Below are 16,347 nucleotides of genomic sequence, written 5' to 3'. Positions count from 1 at the left end.
CTCCATATGAATGTATGCAAGTTGATACAGTCCCGGAGTTGGCAGATATGTCTTGGCTTACCCCCAGCCACAAAGTAATAATAAACATTCTCATTTACATATTTTTACGGAATGAATTCAGTGCTCACCCGACCGCGTTCTTATCGCTGCGCCATGCTTGCCCTAGGTTGTGTTCTGCTGCCCACGCTTTCCAACGCGGACGATTCGGTTACCGAATTGGGCGCTACTGACATTCAGGCCACGGGCGAATCGCAAAGCGCCGGTTATACCCGGGCGACCACCAGCACCGCGAGCAAATCCGAAGTGCCGGTCAAGGATGAAGCCCAGACGGTGAATTCAGTGACTCAACAGACACTGGATGACTATCAGATCAAGTCACTGAACGACGCGATGAAATTCGTCAGCGGCGTGTCGGAAACCAACACCCTGGGCAACAGCAAGGACGCCGTGATCAAGCGCGGCTTCGGTTCAAACGACGACGGGTCGATCCTGCGCGACGGCATTCGCTCGGTCGTGGGCCATAACGTCGGCGCCACCACTGACCACATTGAAGTACTTAAAGGTCCGGCAGCCCTGCTCTACGGTGCGGCGGAACCGGGCGGCATGATCAACATCATCAGCAAGCAGCCGCAGTTCACCCAACAAACCACGCTTTCGGGCTCGGCCTTCAGCGAAGGCGGCGGGACTTTCGGCCTGGACACGACCGGTCCTCTGGGTGATACCGGGCTGGCGTACCGGTTGGTGGCCGAGCGCGGCAATGAAGACTACTGGCGCAATTACGGCACCAACGAAAATACGCTGGTCGCCCCTTCGCTGAGCTGGGTTGGCGATCGCGCGAGCATGACCCTGGCTTATGAATACAACGATTATTCCAGCCCGTTCGACCGCGGTACGGTGTTCAGCAACGGCAGTCCGGCAGCGGGCAGTTACAGCAAACGCCTGGACGAGAGCTGGGCGAAAACCGTCGGCATCAGCGAGACCGCCACGGCGCGGTTCGAGTACCAGCTCAGTGACACCTGGAAAACCCGGGCAACCTATGGCTGGAACAACGACCGTTACAGTCTCGCGATCGCCCAACCGACCAGACTCAGTAATGGCACGCTGACCCGCCAGGCCAATGGTGGCCACTACGACTATGAAAGCCGCTACAGCGCGCTGGACTTCATAGGGGAACAGCAGTTGTTCGGTCAGCGGCATGACCTGCTCGTGGGCATCGACAACGAAGCCTCGGACAAGTATCGCGGCAAGACCTACCGCAACACGGTCACCCAGAACATAAACATCTACGATCCGCAGTACGGCAAGCTGGCCGAACCGAGTGTGGTCAGTGCGACGCAGAGCAATGCGCGCAACGAGCTGACGTCCACTTCGGTGTATTTCAAGGATAACTGGCACTTGAACCAGCAGTGGATTCTGGTCCTCGGCGGTCGCCAGCAGCATTACGACCAGTACGGCGATCAGGGCCTGGGCAAGTCTTACCAGCTCAACCGCGACGACAACGGCGATACGTTCATTCCATTTGCCGGACTGGTCTATCAGCCCACGGAAGCGCTGTCGCTGTATGGCAACTACAGCCGCTCTTTCGTCCCCAACGACACGGTGGACGACGTCGGCAATACCTTCGATCCAGAGGAAGGTCGCAGCTATGAAATCGGTGCCAAGTACAACCCGTCACAAGCGCTGAACATCAACCTGGCGCTGTTCGACATCGTCAAGAAAAACGTCGTGACCACCTCGACGATCAATGGCGTGAGCGTCGCTGAGGCGGCAGGCAAGGTGGGATCCCGTGGGCTGGAACTGGACGTTACCGGGCAAATCGCGCCGCGCTGGGACGTGATCGGCACCTACGCTTACACCCATACCGAGACTCTTGACGATCCGGACGACGAAGGTAATCGCCTCAATAACGCACCGATGCACACCGCCAGCCTGTACCTGACTCACCATCTCGCCTTCCCGGAAACCACCGGTCAGTGGCACGCCGGCAGCGGCGCCCGTTATGTAGGCAAGCGTCCGGGAGACAACGACAACAGTTTCTGGATGGACAGCTACACCGTTGCCGACGCGTTCCTGCGTTGGGACCTGCCCACCCAAGGCTACAAGACGCGCCTGCAGTTCAACGTCGACAACCTGTTCGACAAGCACTACTACCCGTCAAATACCGGAAGCGGCCAACTGCAAGTCAATGTCGGTGAACCGCGAACCGCACGTCTTTCGGCAAGCGTGACGTTCTAGACCGCACAGGGTCAGTCGCAAGCATCTGCTGCTGCCAGGATCCTTGCGACAGCCCTGCCTCGCCCTCCTCGAAAGATTTGCTGCGCCCGTGAACCTTTTTGCAGTTTTCCGGTCACGCCGCGTTAAAGTCTGGCTGCACCTGCCGATACAAGTTGTAGAGCGCAGGAATCACCTGCGCAGCTTTGATGACAGACAGGCATTCAATGGACACTATTTTTTTGCTGGTTGAGCACGGTCGCGACCAAGGCGAAGTCTACATTCATGGCTGGTTCGACGACGAACGAGCGGCGAAAGAGACCGCTGAAGCGATGGAGTGGAAGGCCTACCGCGAGGAGTCCAAGCGCCAGCATCAATGGTCTTCCCAGCCCATGCTGGCACCCGACCAGACGACTCACCGGCGCTTCTGGGTCAAAGGCATTGCCAAAATGGAACAGGCTTTCGCACCCGCAGCGATGATGCTTGCCGTGACCGCGTCCACCGCCGTTCACTGATCAGACGCTTCGCCGTCGCAACGTCAGCTTCGTTCGGGGCCCGGCGTTTCAGACTGATCGCGGTCCGGCTGATCCGGGTCGGGCAACAACGCCTCGACGGCAGCCCTGTCGACACTGCGCGATGGCGTCATGGCCACTGATTCGGCCAGTTTGGTCGCCATCTGCCAGTGGCGCTCGTGATGGCCCTCGGGTTTACCCTCGGTTTCCCAGATCATTGTCGCCAGCTGACGTACGGTTTCTTCGTCGACGTTCATGTGCTGTGTTCTCCAATAGGATCGTGTGACATCGCCGGCCTTGGCGTGAGCACTCCGGCCAACGTTACGCCAGTTCACGATCGAAACAATACGCGTCACAGGCTCGATCTCCCTAACGGAAACAATTTGCCGGAGCTGCCGGTCGATGGTTCGGACATCTGGGCTGTCCCAAACGATAAGTGGACACGGTAGACCCCGGCCTTTTCTTCCGAGTTCAGTCCGGTTTGGCGAGCGGTACCGCTCCTTCCGCCCGTGAAGGCACGCGCATTAATTCTAAATAGTTATATAAAGCTATGGGTAAGTGATTATTCACGCATAACAAAGCTTGATAGGGTGCGTCTACCAGACCACTGGCCGCCACGTCATCCCGAATGCCGAGAATCTGGTCACTTGCCCTATGTCTAACTACTTCGACGCCGCACACCGCGCCCACATCCTTGAGCTGCAAGCCTCCTGGACTGCCCGCAGCGACTGGCCCACCTGGCTGCTGTTGCTCGGCACATATTCGGCATGGTTCAGCCTGATTCATTACGCACCGCTATTGGGCCAGACTCTGACACTGCTGCTGTTGATTCCGGTCATCACCTTCTGGATGTCGTTGCAGCATGAGTTGCTGCATGGCCACCCTTCCCCCTGGCGCTGGCTGAATAAACTCTTGGGTTATGCGCCACTGGCAATCTGGTATCCCTACACCCTGTATCGCGACAGCCATCTGCTGCACCATCGCGACGAGGAATTGACCCGGCCACAGAGGGACCCGGAAAGTCGCTACCTCGACGCCCAGGCCTGGCAGCGCAGCGGGGTCTTGTGGCGCGCGGTGCACTGGCTGAATAAAACCTTGTTCGGGCGCCTGCTGGTGGGTCCCGCGCTGGCGCTGGCCGGTCTGATTGTCGAAGAGTCTTCAAGGCTGCGGCGTGGCGTGCTGCAAGCCTGGCTGATGTGGCTCAGCCATGGCATTTGTGTGGTCGCGGTGCTGGCGTTCGTCAACCTGCATGGTGAGCTGCCAATACTCGGTTATCTGCTCTCCAGCGTGCTCGCCCTGGGGTTATCCATGGTGCGTTCCTACTACGAACACCGCCCGGCCCAGGCACCGGAACAACGTTCGGTGATCAACGAGGCGGGCTGGCCGTGGCGCTGGCTGTTCCTGAACCTGAATTTGCATCTGGTCCATCATGATCTGCCCGGCCTGCCCTGGTATTTGCTGCCCAAGGTCTACACCGAGCGCCGCGAGGAGTGGTTGCATCGCAGTGGGCAGTTTCTGGTCAACGGCTATGGCGAACTGTTCCAGCGCCACGGCTTGCGACCCATCGATAGCCCGCAGCATCCCTGGCATTCAGCCTCCACAACGGATGTCACGCCGTATCGTCATTCACTCTCGCTAGCCGACTCGACATTGAGCACTTCGCCAATCGCATAAAAATGCCCGCCAGCGATGTAGTGCAGGCTGCGCAAGGCCGGATCGGCGTGTTCAAAGTGCCAATGCCCATTGCTGAACACGCGAGTGTCGGACCAGGCGCCAACCACTTCACCGATAAACAGATCGTAAGCCTGCTGATTGTGCGGCTCAGGAATCAGCTTGCAGACCAGCCAGCCGGAACATCCGGCTACGCAAGGCACGTCCTGCCCCACCAGATCAACCCACTCCACGCCTGCATGAGCCAGTTTTTGCGGATCGTCATTCAGGCTGGTTGTGCCCACTCGATGGGTCAACTGCAACTGCGCCACGGTGGGCACCTGAATAACGAACGTGCCGCTGCGCTCGACGAGTTCCCGGGTCCTGGTGGCTTTATCCAGCACCACGGTCAGCTTTGGCGGCATGAAATCCAGGGCACAGGCCCACGCGGCGGCCATCACGTCGACACCGCCGTCATGGGCAGCAGACACTAGAACGGTCGGGCCGTGATTGAGAAGTCGATACGCCTTGGCGAGATCGACCGGAGCGATGTGACTGTTCAAGCAACTTCTCCTGCAGGACAAGCAGACGGCGTTGAGCCGTCGGTAGTCGCCAAGCATGTCGAAAGCGCGCAAAGCAGACAAGGGCCAGGCGACTCAGGGATCGCGGCCCTTTCAGTTGCGCAGTTCGTTCGGGCCTAACTGTTTGCGCAACATGGAGGCTTCGTACGCTGTGCGGTATTGGTGTAGAGATCCATGGCAAACTCCGAATGGGGATATTGCAGAAATAGTACCTCCTCACAAACAATTCAGAATTTTCTTACAGCATCTTCTTTGCATGATTGAAACCATATGACCTTATCAAATAAGGACATGAAAATGCTGATCTCCAGGCAGGAACCGAACAGGGCAGTTTTGGTACCAATACCAGCAGCCAGTTCATCACCGAAAAAGTCACAGACAGCAAGAACATCCCGATCCGTAAACAGCAGCAATTTCGGAAATTTGGCGTGGAAGTCGTTGAGGCCCGAATCACGAACATTGATCCAAACCCGCAATACAAACAACGCATGGTCAAGGTACAACAAGCGCTGGCCGAGCTTGCTGTAGCCCGGCAAAGTCGCTTGAAGGAGGAGGAAGAAAAGCGGCTCGTCACCGCGCGCGGGGAGAAAGAGGTAGAAGCCAAGCGCCAGGAAACACTCCGCGACCAAATAGAGCGAACAACACAGGCAGAAACCGAGAAGCAACTGGCAGTGATCAATGCCGAGCGAGAACGTCGCCGTGCAGAAATCGAAAAACAAACCGCTGAATTATTGCGCGACAAGGCAACTACGACAGCAGCCGCCACCAAAATTACTGCAGATGCCGAAGCCCACGCCCGCGAAGCGACAATCAAAGCCGACGGTGCTTTACAAGCCAAACTCGATGCGCTCATTGAAATCAACAAAGCATGGGCTCAGGCTGCGGCTCAAGCCCCAGTCCCCAGTGTCACAATGGGAGCAGGACAGTCAGGCTCCACGGGACGTCAGGACGAAATCAGCCAGCTTATGGGGGTCCTTGCCACCAAGGCCGCACGGGACATGGCACTAGACTTGAAATTGAATAAGTAGTTGTTCGAATTCTATCTTCGAATCACCTGAGTTCAGGCCCCTCATCAAACTCGTCCAGCTGGACTTCAATCCAGTTGGGCGAATTTGTCTTCACTCATATCAACCCCGGATTTGGCAGGTCCGGGAAAAGCTAACACACCGCTGGTCGAAATAAGTTAACCGCTTCGAGCGAGGAGTCATTCTTTTTGTCGGAGTCGGAATTGTTTGTCTAGTGTGCCGTCTCTGAAATAAGTTTCTAACCTGAGCTATGCTTCTGTGGTCAGTCAGTGCTTGGAGTGATCACATGAACTCTCAGGACATCGTGCTCAGTGAAGACGAACAAATTGAACTGAGTCGGCGCATAAGATCAGCCACGATCAGTCAGCGCGACGGTCGTCGGGCACGGGTGATTTTGCTAGCCGCTCGAGGTTGTTCTCGTAACGAGATTGCCCAGTTGACAGGTCTCTCCGTTGTTTCAGTCACCCGCTGGTGCAAGCGCTTTCAAGAGCTGCGTCTACAAGGCCTAGTGGATCTGCCCGGACGAGGTCGCAAGCCATCCCTATCGGCCGAAGCGTTGAAACGAACACTTGAGCAGGTCACTCAGCCGCGTATCGGTCAGCCTCGCTGGAGCTGTCGAAGCATGGCGCGAGTCGCCGGCATTTCACCGGCCAGCGTCCAGCGCATATGGGCCGCCAACGATATAAAACCGCACCTGACACGTACCTTCAAACTGTCCAAAGATCCAAACTTCGAAGAGAAGTTCTGGGACGTCATCGGGCTGTATCTGGATCCGCCGGATAAGGCATTGGTGCTTTGTTGCGATGAAAAAAGCCAGGTTCAGGCTCTGGAGCGTACCCAGCCTGGACTGCCTTTGGGGATCGGTCATATCCGTACGCAATCGCACGATTATGTCCGCCATGGCACCGTCACCTTGTTCACTGCGCTGGATTATCTTCAGGGGCGCTTGATCAGTTCCATAGAGCGCCAACACCGGCATCAGGAATGGCTGGAGTTTCTCAAGAAGATCAATCGAGAAACGCCCAAACAGCTCCAATTGCATCTGATCGTGGACAACTACGCCACGCATAAACACCCGAAAGTGAAGGCATGGCTTGAGAAGCACAAGCGCTTCCACATGCACTTCACCCCGACCTCCAGCTCGTGGATGAACATGGTTGAGCGCTTCTTTCGCGATATCACGGTGTACCTGCGTGACGGCAGTTTCAGCTCGGTTCGCGAACTGGAAAGCTCGATCACCACGTTCCTAGCACTGCGAAATGCGCAGCCGACTCGCTATGTCTGGAACGCCAAGGGGGAAGATATTTTGAACAAGATACAGCGAGCCCGTGAGGCAATGGCCTCACAGGCATGAGGAGCTTTATTTTTGAGACAGCACACTAGCTGCATATTTGGTCATTCGCGATGAATGAAGGAACTGTCGGCAAGCATAGATATATGCTTAAGCCAGGAAACCTTTGTGTCGAATGGCAGCAACTTTCTGGTGTAACGTCTGGACCGATATCCTCCCGGGATGCAAGCAGCTCTCGCCCAGGTACAGCGCATTACCCACTATGAGAGGGTGCCCGACTACGCGGACACCCTATTCAGTTAATTAACCGTCTGGGCTTATCGATAGTTCGGGTGCGTGGCTGACTGGAAAGTTTACCGAACGAGCAATGAAGCATTTTTCATGAGCTGTTTTATGCAGCGCCTGAGCTTTGGTGATTTCAGACCCTGCTGCGAGAATCACCTTCGGCCGCAAAACCGCCGAAGTGAACTGACCTGCGCCGTCGCCCTCCTCGACCATGGTTCCTTGAGCGTTGTCCTCGTAGGCCAGCACAACGATCCCGGCCTCAGCACAAAGGCCGAGATACCAAAGCTTATGGCACGCAGATAAAGACGCCAAGAGCAATTCTTCCGGGTTCCAGCGTGTTGGGTCTCCTCGAAATGACGGATCGGATGACCCCTCGATGGGTACTTTTCCCTTGGCCGTGATTACGTGCGCCCGGCTGTAACCTCGATAAGACGACGTTCCCGTTCCCTCGTTGCCGGCCCAGGTTACCTGGACTTCGTACGCGTGCGTTTTACCTGCCATTGCTCCCTCCAGAAAAGTTTTCGAAAAGTCCGTTAAAAAGCGGCGCTATTGCGCGGGCACCCACTGTCTATCAGCGCGACTGATGCCAGGTATTGCTCGTTACTATTTCTGCAAAACCCTGAAGGCGAACAGAATCGGTGCCAGAAGCAAACGAAATGAAACGTTGCTTTCAACCACTATCAACTTAAAGGAATACACCATGAAAACTCCACTGTTCGCCGCACTCATGATGGTCAGCGTATTCGCGTCGGCCAAAGACAATGTCACTAACGTTTCAGCCGCCGAGGTTGAGCAGTACACCTACTCTGAACCCCTGGATATCAACAAAGTCATCAGCATCACCACCGCTGAAAACGTCAACCCGATCCGCGGCACTGTTGAGTCGCACATGGTGTACACCGATCACAAGGGTGTCATCCACAACCTCGAATACACCACTGAAGCCTACAGCGACCAGGACAGCTGATCGTGATTCACGACCCCGAGGCAGCAGCGAACCCTACTTGTCGCTGCCTCGTCCAGCTTGATAATCACCGGCAGCCTCGCCTCCACGAAGCTGCCTGATTCATTTATCACACCTTCAGATCAAAGCGATCCAGATTCATCACCTTATCCCAGGCAGCCACGAAGTCTTTGACGAACTTCTCCTGAGCGTCCGAGCTGGCATAGACTTCAGCCAGCGCCCGCAGCTGCGCGTGGGAACCGAAGACCAGGTCTACCCGCGTGCCTGTCCACTTCACCTGACCGGTTTTGCGATCGCGTCCTTCAAACTCCTCCGCTGCATCGGAAACAGGCTTCCACTCGGTGCTCATATCCAGCAGATTGATGAAGAAGTCATTGGTCAACGCTTCCGGTCGACTGGTGAAAACGCCCTGGGGGCTTTGTTTGTAATTGGTATTCAACACCCGCAGGCCGCCGAGCAGCACGGTCATTTCCGGTGCGGTGAGCGTCAGCAGTTGAGCCTTATCGATCAGCAACGCCTCGGCCGAAAGGCTGTAGCGGCCTTTGGCGTAGTTACGGAAGCCATCGGCAGCGGGCTCGAGGAAGCCGAACGAGTCAACATCTGTCTGCTCCTGGGAAGCGTCCATGCGTCCCGGTGCAAACGGCACAGTCAGGGTTTGTCCGGCATTTTTGGCCGCCTGTTCGATGCCGGCACAGCCGCCCAGGACGATCAGGTCGGCGAGCGAGATCTTCTTGCCGCCAAACTGCGCCTGATTGAATTCGGCCTGAATGCCTTCCAGGGTTTCCAGCACGCTCGCCAGTTGTTCCGGCTGATTGGCCTGCCAGAACTTCTGCGGTGCCAGACGCAGGCGCCCGCCATTGGCACCACCACGCTTGTCTGAGCCACGGAAGGTGGAAGCAGCCGCCCAGGCGGTGGAGACCAGTTGCGCAACCGACAAACCGCTGGCCTGTAGCTTGCTTTTGAGCGCGGCAATGTCGGCTTCATTGACCAGCGCATGGTCGACCGCTGGAATCGGGTCTTGCCAGAGCAACTCTTCGGCGGGCATTTCCGGGCCGAGGTAGCGCGACAGCGGCCCCATGTCGCGGTGGGTCAGTTTGAACCAGGCGCGGGCGAACGCATCGCTCAACTGATCGGGGTTTTCAAGGAAGCGCCGGGAGATTTTTTCATAGATCGGATCGAAGCGCAGGGCCAGGTCCGAGGTCAGCATTGACGGTGCGCGGCGCTTGGACGGGTCATGGGCATCCGGCACGGTATCGGCACCCGCGCCATCCTTGGGTCGCCATTGATTGGCGCCAGCCGGACTCTTGGTCAGCTCCCATTCAAAGCCGAACAGGTTTTCCAGGTATTGATTGCTCCACTGGGTCGGCGTTGAAGTCCAGGTCACTTCAAGACCGCTGGTAATGGCGTCGGGACCCTTGCCTGTGCCAAAACTGTTCTTCCAGCCCAGGCCCTGTTGTTCCAGGCCAGCGGCTTCCGGTTCAGCACCGACGTTGTCAGCAGGTCCGGCGCCGTGGGTCTTGCCGAAGGCGTGTCCACCGGCAATCAGTGCGACGGTTTCTTCGTCATTCATCGCCATGCGACCGAATGTTTCGCGGATATCTTTTGCCGATGCCACCGGATCCGGATTGCCTTCCGGGCCTTCAGGGTTGACGTAGATCAGGCCCATTTGCACGGCCGCGAGAGGGTTCTCCAGGTTGCGGCCCTGATTGTCGGTGCGACTTTCTTCGGTGCCATGCTTATCCGCTTCGGCCACCAGCACGCCTTCTCCCGGCGGCTGGGCTTCCTTGCCGTAACGGGTATCACCGCCCAGCCAGGTTTTTTCCGAGCCCCAATATACGTCTTCATCAGGTTCCCAGACGTCCGGACGACCGCCCGAAAAACCGAAAGTCTTGAAGCCCATGGATTCCAGCGCGACGTTACCGGTGAGCACGATCAGGTCGGCCCAGGAAATTTTCCGCCCGTACTTCTGCTTGACCGGCCAGATCAGTCGGCGCGCCTTGTCGAGGCTGACGTTATCCGGCCAACTGTTGAGTGGTGCAAAACGCTGCTGACCAGCACCGGCACCGCCGCGACCATCACCGGTGCGATAGGTACCTGCGCTGTGCCAGGCCATGCGAATGAACAGCGGCCCGTAATGCCCAAAGTCCGCTGGCCACCAGTCCTGGGACTCGGTCATCAGCGCGTGGAGGTCCTGCTTGACCGCTGCCAGGTCGAGGCTCTTGTACGCCTCGGCGTAGTTGAAGTTCTCGTCCATGGGATCGGACAAGGACGAGTGCTGGTGAAGAATTTTCAGGTTCAGTTGATTCGGCCACCAGTCGCGATTCGTGGTGCCACTGCCAGCCGCCTGACTGAACGGACATTTCGATTCATTTGCCATGTGCGAGCTACCTTTGGTCGTGTTCATCCAATTGCCCGCGCCGGTCTGAGCGACGGGGTACAGATGAATAGAATCAATGGCACGGGACCAGCTGCTGGTTTTTCTACCGTTGTGTCCACACGATAATTCCTGATATCGGCAATCAGCTTGCCTACAGGGCGGTCCACAGTGGCAGAGCAGGCGCCTGGCTCATGCCTCTCTCCTGCTATCAGGTCAACCGTTGACCTGCGCCAACGGTAGATCAAGCCTAGTCGCCTCCTGTGAAGGTTTCTAATAGACGGAGCATTAATTGTTGATAGTCAAACTCTGTTAGCTAACCTCGCATTCAGCCGCCGCGCGAGGCGTCAAGGAGGTCGCTTCAAGCGTTGTCATGCCCCGATCGGGTAAACGAATAGCGGTCAATGTCGGTGCGCAGCTGCCAGCCCTGGCCTTGCCAATACTGCGCAGCGGCTGCGTTGGTCTTGAACACATCGAGGTGACATTTAAGGATGCCCTGCACCTCAAGACTCGAAAGACAATGCTGGACCAACGACGTAGCGATCCCCTGGCGTCGATATTCGGGAAGCACCACCAAATGCTGCAAATAGCCCCGACGACCGTCATGCCCGCACATCACGCACGCGCCAGGCACATCGCCGACTTCGGCGACAAAACTCATTTTCGGATTGCGTTGCAGGTAACGCGCGGTCGCCTCGCGAGAATCGGCGTCACGCAACGAGATGCCTGGAGTCTTGCTCATGAGGTCGATGACCGCATCGTAGTCGGCCAGGGTCATGACGCGGATAGTGAACATTGGGTTGAGCCTGTCGGTGGATGTCAGGCTGGCAGATTAGCACTCGCTGGAGCGAGGCTTGCCCGCGAAACAGTGGCCTCGGTGAACCAGACACTGCGCGGTATCGTTCTTCCCGGACAAGTCCGGTCCTACCGAATCTGTGCACATCCGGTAGGAGGGGACTTGTCCCCGAGACGCCTGCCCCGCCCACCTCAATCCACCTGCCCCACCTTCATTGCCTGTGCCGACGCGGTTTTGTTGGAGCACCGAATCCGACCCTCAACCCGTCCTCCGATACCTGCGAGGTATCAACCCAGACCCATTGAATATTGGACCCTCGGCCTGAAGGAATGCGATCTTGAAGCGGCAAAGTCATACACCGCTCGCTTGATTGCGATCCCCAAGGAATCTCAATGCCGACCATTTCTCTGCCTGACGGCGATCTCTATTACCAGCTGGACGGTCCGCAATCTGCACCGGTCTTGCTGCTCTCCAATTCACTCGGCACCCATCTGGGCATGTGGGATGCACAAATCCCGGCATTGGCCGAGCATTTCCGGGTATTGCGCTATGACACGCGCGGACATGGCCAGTCACTGGTCAGCACGGGGCTCTACACCATCGAGCAAAACGGCCGCGACGTACTCGCGTTGCTGGATGCGCTGGACATCCGGCAGGCAGATTTTTGCGGATTGTCGATGGGCGGCCTTATCGGGCAATGGCTGATGCTCAATGCCCCGCAGCGGCTGAGACGCGTGGTGCTGTGCAACACCGCCGCGAAAATCGCCAGCCCTGAAGTATGGAATCCGCGCATTGAAGCGGTATTGCGTGACGGCCGCCCAGCGATGCTGGCCCTGCTCGACGCGACTATTTCCCGCTGGTTCACGCCCCGCTTCGCCGAGACGCAGCCAGAGCAAGTAAACCGCCTGGTCGACATGCTCGCCAACACTTCACCCGCAGGCTATGCGGCCGGCTGCGCAGCGGTGCGTGATGCTGACTTTCGCGAGCAGATTGCGACGGTAGGCTTGCCGGTGCTGGTGGTCAGCGGCGACCTGGACCCGGTGACTACCGTGGCGGACGGAAATTTTATGGTGAACGCAATCAAAGGCGCCAAGGGGGTGGTATTAAACGCAGCGCACCTGTCGAATGTGGAAGCGAGCCAAGCCTTTACCGACGGGGTTGTGGATTTCCTCCTGAGTTAACGCTGCCGGTCATGTGCGCTCAATCTCCATTGTTCCCAGCAGAGCATTGAAGGATTGAACGTCCATTGGCCGGTTCAGGAAATAACCCTGATCTTCCTCGCAGCAAACAGCTTTAAGCAATTCAAGATGCTCCGCGGTTTCGATGCCTTCGGCTGTTACCGTCAGGGACAACGCACGCCCCAGGCCGACGATCGCCCGGATAATCGACTGGTCATCCGCGCTATCGCCCAGGCGATTGAGGAAGCTGCGGTCGATTTTCAGGCCATCGAAGGGGAACGAGCGCAGGTAGCTCAGCGAGGAATAGCCCGTGCCGAAATCGTCCATGGACAGCCGAACACCAAGACGTTTAAGGGCACGCATGACTTCCAGCGCCCCTGCGGCGTCGTCGAGCATGACGCTTTCGGTGACTTCCAGTTCGACCCGCGACGGATCGATCCCGGTGTCGGCCAGCGTTTGCTGAATCCTCTCGACCAGATTGCCGCGCTGAAACTCTGTCGGCGACAGGTTTACCGATACGAACAATTCTGCGGGCCAGCCGGCCGCGGATTGGCAAGCGGTGGTCAGCACCCAGTTGCTCAACGGCAGAATCAGCCCGGTTTCCTCGGCGATAGGGATAAATGTGTCCGGCGGTATCAGGCCGCGCTGCGGATGCTGCCAGCGCACCAGCGCTTCGGCGCCCACCATGCAGCCATCGGCGATGCGATAACGTGGCTGGAAATGCAGGCGAAGTTCGTCGTTTCTGATAGCAAAGCGCAGATCGTTTTCCAGCCGTCGGCGCTCGATGATCCGGGCGTTCATATCATCAGCGAAAAAGCGCCAGGTGTTGCGGCCGCCGGCCTTCGCCTCGTACAAGGCCATATCCGCGTAGCGCAGCAGTTCGGCGGCCAGGGAAGCATCGTTGGGGGCCATGGCGATGCCAATGCTGGCGCTGATGAAAATATCCTGCTCATCGATGTCTATCGGCAGTTCGATGGAGTCGATCAGCCGTCGGCACAAGGCTTCGACGCCTTCTTGGGAACCGATATCGGTGAGGATCAGCACGAACTCGTCACCGCCAACCCGCGCAACCAGATCGCCGCTGCGAAGGCACTCTGCCAGACGCCGCGACACTTCGTTGAGCACCCGGTCGCCGGCCGCGTGCCCCAGCAGGTCGTTGACCGGTTTGAATCGGTCAAGGTCCAGACTGAGCATCACCAGCGGCTGGTCGTGAGTCGGCACTGCCTTGAGCTTGCCGTCCAGAAACTCCTGCAGCCGTATCCTGTTCGGCAGGCCGGTCAGCGCATCATGTTGAGACAGGAATTCGATGCGCCGCCGGGCTTCGACTTCCTCGGTGACATCCGTGGCAGTGCCACGAAAACCGTTACCCGGCAGTTCTCGCGCAGCCAGACGCGTGATCCGTGCATGACCTTTTATGTCCACGTAATTGCACTGAAAACTGGTGCCTGGACGTCGCTTCGGAGTGCTCAGGCAGTTCGACAAGGCTCCTAGTTCGGTATGCAGCAGATCATCAATGGCCGCGCCAATCCAGGCCTCCCTGGACAGACCGGTGACGATTTCAAAACGTTCGGACAGGTAAGTGAAGCGCCAATCGGCATCGATTTCCCATATCCAGTCAGAACTGGCTTCAACCACATCTCGAAAGCGCGCTTCACTGGTGGTCAGCGCCTGCTGACTGGCCTGCAGCGAGGCAAAGCTTGAGTCCAGAGCTCGCGCCGCCACCGTGGTACGCCGCAAAATCGCCCAGGTCATCAGCCAGACTAGCAACGCGGCGATACCGATCACGGGCAACACCAGCCCCAGCAGTTGCTGGCCGGGTTTGGGCGGTTGCCAATGCAATGCACCTGCAGAGCCGTTTTCACCCAAGGGCAGTATTGAGGTCTCATGGACTTCGTCGGAGGTTGATATGTGCAGCCCTCCGACCCCGTAGTCCTGGCCTACTGCGGCAAGCCGGGTGCTGTCGAGCATTTCCACGAAAATCAACACCGACGGCAGCCCTTCGTCCGGAACCACGGTCGGATCCGTACCTGGCGTAATCGCTGCAGCGGCAACCACTGCCGGGATGCCACGGACATTGACGATGCTGGTTATCGGCGTTTCGTTCTCCGCTCCGGCGCGAGCCCGGTCGAGAATTGCGTCAATGGGCTGTGCCAGCCATTGCGCGAGGTCCATGGTCTGCAGGGTGCCATTGATGACCGAGTAAGCAGTTCTATTGGTCGCATCGACTACAAACACGCCCTGAAAACCAAAATCGCTGTACAGGGTCGAGCCTAGGTTTTGCCGCACGAACGCCCAGTCGATATCTACACTGGCGTGCAAATGCTTATAGGCATCGCCCCAGAAAGCGTAATCCTTAACCGTCGAATGCAAGGATTTCTCCAGCGATTGCAAAGCCTTTCTGGTGTAAAAGGCACTTTCAACTTCCTCGATGGTGTCGAGATTGTGCGCCACGTAAACGAGCAGACCGCTGGCTAACAGGATCACCCCCGCCAGCAGCCCTGCAAATTTGAACAACGAAGCCCGCGCCAGCGAAACGCTGGAACGGTTATGCCGCGGATGCACAGCCAGCTGAGTGTATTTCGACATGTAATTCCAGGCGGTATGACGTGAAGCGAAGAGTCGATACCCCTCTATCGGCCGACTTTGTTTATCGGTGAGCCCAGGCAGATGGCCGGGCTTTCAGCACAGGCAAACGCCGTCAGCCAATGTCAGCCCAGATCCCCGCCGCCTACGGGAAGGGTTACCCCGGTGATATACGAGGCCTCGTCGGAAGCCAGAAACAGAATGGCGGCGGCCTGTTCGTCGATGGTGCCGTAGCGTTTCATCAAGCTGCTGTTCAGCGTCTGATCGACGATCTGCTGGTACCAGACACTTTCCTGCTCACTCTGCGGCTGATCGTTACGCGGGATGCGCCGTGGCGGTGCTTCCGTGCCGCCGGGCGCGGTGGCGTTGACCCGCACGCCGCTGCCGGCAGTTTCCAGCGCCAGGCACGCGGTCAGCGCATTGACGCCGCCCTTCGCCGCGCCGTAGGGAACCCGATTGACACTACGCGTGGCGATGGATGACACATTGACGATGGCGCCGCCGCCCTGCTCAAGCATGTACGGCAATACGGTGTGGCAACACCACAACGTCGGGAACAGCGAGCGACGCACTTCGGATTCGATCTCGTCCTCAGCATAGTGCTCGAACGGCTTGGCCCAGATCGTCCCGCCGACGTTATTGATCAGAATGTCGATGCGGCCGAAACGTTTTTTTGCAGCGGCCATCACACTTGCGCATTCAGCGTGTCGCTCAAGGTCTGCGGTCAGGGTCAGCGCACGACAGTGCTGCAATTCATGCACCAGCTCCGAGCGATCCACTGCCACCAGCCACGCACCCTCCTCCAGCAAACGCTCGGCGACGCGCAGACCAATGCCCTGAGCCGCGCCGGTGACCAGCGCGACCTTATTGTTGAAACGTGGGTTCATGATGTTTTCC

General features: G+C 57.8%; 13 protein-coding genes and 1 pseudogene. 7 read left to right on the top strand and 7 right to left on the bottom strand.

The genetic code is table 11. From position 1 onward, the window contains the following. Nucleotides 1-153 precede the first annotated feature (153 nt). Together AABC73_RS10460 and AABC73_RS10455 are read left to right on the top strand one after the other, a co-directional pair. Complete coding sequence (locus AABC73_RS10460) at nucleotides 154-2,235, top strand: TonB-dependent siderophore receptor (RefSeq protein ID WP_341524209.1); 2,082 nt, start codon at nucleotides 154-156, stop codon at nucleotides 2,233-2,235. 203 nt (nucleotides 2,236-2,438) lie between these two features. Further along, the gene (locus AABC73_RS10455) at nucleotides 2,439-2,726 is read left to right on the top strand and encodes a hypothetical protein (protein WP_341523504.1); all 288 of its coding nucleotides are present in this window, start codon (nucleotides 2,439-2,441) and stop codon (nucleotides 2,724-2,726) included. A gap of 23 nt (nucleotides 2,727-2,749) precedes the next feature. Here AABC73_RS10455 and AABC73_RS10450 read toward each other — a convergent pair whose 3' ends face one another. Then, the gene (locus AABC73_RS10450) at nucleotides 2,750-2,980 is read right to left on the bottom strand and encodes a DUF2934 domain-containing protein (RefSeq protein ID WP_341523503.1); all 231 of its coding nucleotides are present in this window, start codon (nucleotides 2,978-2,980) and stop codon (nucleotides 2,750-2,752) included. Between the two features lie 397 nt (nucleotides 2,981-3,377). On the opposite strand from AABC73_RS10450, the gene AABC73_RS10445 reads away from it, so the two are divergent. Beyond that, entirely contained in the window at nucleotides 3,378-4,397 is a 1,020-nt protein-coding gene (locus AABC73_RS10445; protein WP_341523502.1) for a fatty acid desaturase, read from the top strand. On the opposite strand, the gene AABC73_RS10440 is transcribed toward AABC73_RS10445, so the two are convergent. Further along, nucleotides 4,346-4,936, bottom strand: a complete 591-nt coding sequence (locus AABC73_RS10440; protein WP_341523501.1) for a flavin reductase family protein — start codon at nucleotides 4,934-4,936, stop codon at nucleotides 4,346-4,348. The genes AABC73_RS10445 and AABC73_RS10440 overlap by 52 nt on opposite strands. Nucleotides 4,937-5,244: 308 nt before the next feature. Here AABC73_RS10440 and AABC73_RS10435 point away from each other — a divergent pair. Both AABC73_RS10435 and AABC73_RS10430 read left to right on the top strand, forming a co-directional pair. Next, nucleotides 5,245-5,982: pseudogene (locus tag AABC73_RS10435) on the top strand (SPFH domain-containing protein); the annotation flags it as partial. Nucleotides 5,983-6,265: 283 nt separating this feature from the next. After that, a complete protein-coding gene (locus AABC73_RS10430; protein WP_034136202.1) occupies nucleotides 6,266-7,333 on the top strand; it encodes an IS630 family transposase in 1,068 nt (355 codons plus the stop codon). Nucleotides 7,334-7,573: 240 nt separating this feature from the next. Here AABC73_RS10430 and AABC73_RS10425 read toward each other — a convergent pair whose 3' ends face one another. Beyond that, a complete protein-coding gene (locus AABC73_RS10425) occupies nucleotides 7,574-8,056 on the bottom strand; it encodes an OsmC family protein (protein ID WP_341523500.1) in 483 nt (160 codons plus the stop codon). A 199-nt stretch (nucleotides 8,057-8,255) separates the two neighbouring features. On the opposite strand from AABC73_RS10425, the gene AABC73_RS10420 reads away from it, so the two are divergent. Next, a complete protein-coding gene (locus AABC73_RS10420) occupies nucleotides 8,256-8,522 on the top strand; it encodes a DUF2790 domain-containing protein (protein WP_065834366.1) in 267 nt (88 codons plus the stop codon). Between the two features lie 106 nt (nucleotides 8,523-8,628). Here AABC73_RS10420 and katG read toward each other — a convergent pair whose 3' ends face one another. Together katG and AABC73_RS10410 are read right to left on the bottom strand one after the other, a co-directional pair. Further along, nucleotides 8,629-10,896, bottom strand: a complete 2,268-nt coding sequence (katG, locus tag AABC73_RS10415) for a catalase/peroxidase HPI (protein WP_341523499.1) — start codon at nucleotides 10,894-10,896, stop codon at nucleotides 8,629-8,631. Nucleotides 10,897-11,254: 358 nt separating this feature from the next. Continuing rightward, nucleotides 11,255-11,689, bottom strand: a complete 435-nt coding sequence (locus AABC73_RS10410; protein ID WP_341523498.1) for a GNAT family N-acetyltransferase — start codon at nucleotides 11,687-11,689, stop codon at nucleotides 11,255-11,257. 392 nt (nucleotides 11,690-12,081) lie between these two features. Here AABC73_RS10410 and pcaD point away from each other — a divergent pair, with 392 nt between their 5' ends. Then, the gene (gene pcaD / locus AABC73_RS10405; protein WP_341523497.1) at nucleotides 12,082-12,870 is read left to right on the top strand and encodes a 3-oxoadipate enol-lactonase; all 789 of its coding nucleotides are present in this window, start codon (nucleotides 12,082-12,084) and stop codon (nucleotides 12,868-12,870) included. Nucleotides 12,871-12,879: 9 nt separating this feature from the next. Here the strand turns inward: pcaD and AABC73_RS10400 are convergent, their stop codons facing one another. Together AABC73_RS10400 and AABC73_RS10395 are read right to left on the bottom strand one after the other, a co-directional pair. Further along, complete coding sequence (locus AABC73_RS10400; RefSeq protein ID WP_341523496.1) at nucleotides 12,880-15,453, bottom strand: EAL domain-containing protein; 2,574 nt, start codon at nucleotides 15,451-15,453, stop codon at nucleotides 12,880-12,882. 122 nt (nucleotides 15,454-15,575) lie between these two features. Next, nucleotides 15,576-16,337, bottom strand: coding sequence for a 1,6-dihydroxycyclohexa-2,4-diene-1-carboxylate dehydrogenase (locus tag AABC73_RS10395; RefSeq protein WP_341523495.1), 762 nt, complete (start codon nucleotides 16,335-16,337; stop codon nucleotides 15,576-15,578). Nucleotides 16,338-16,347 lie beyond the last annotated feature (10 nt).

Source organism: Pseudomonas sp. G.S.17 (assembly GCF_038096165.1).
Taxonomy (GTDB): Bacteria; Pseudomonadota; Gammaproteobacteria; order Pseudomonadales; family Pseudomonadaceae; genus Aquipseudomonas.
The sequence above is the reverse complement of the archived record's forward strand: the minus strand, read 5'-3'. Positions and strand labels throughout refer to the sequence as shown.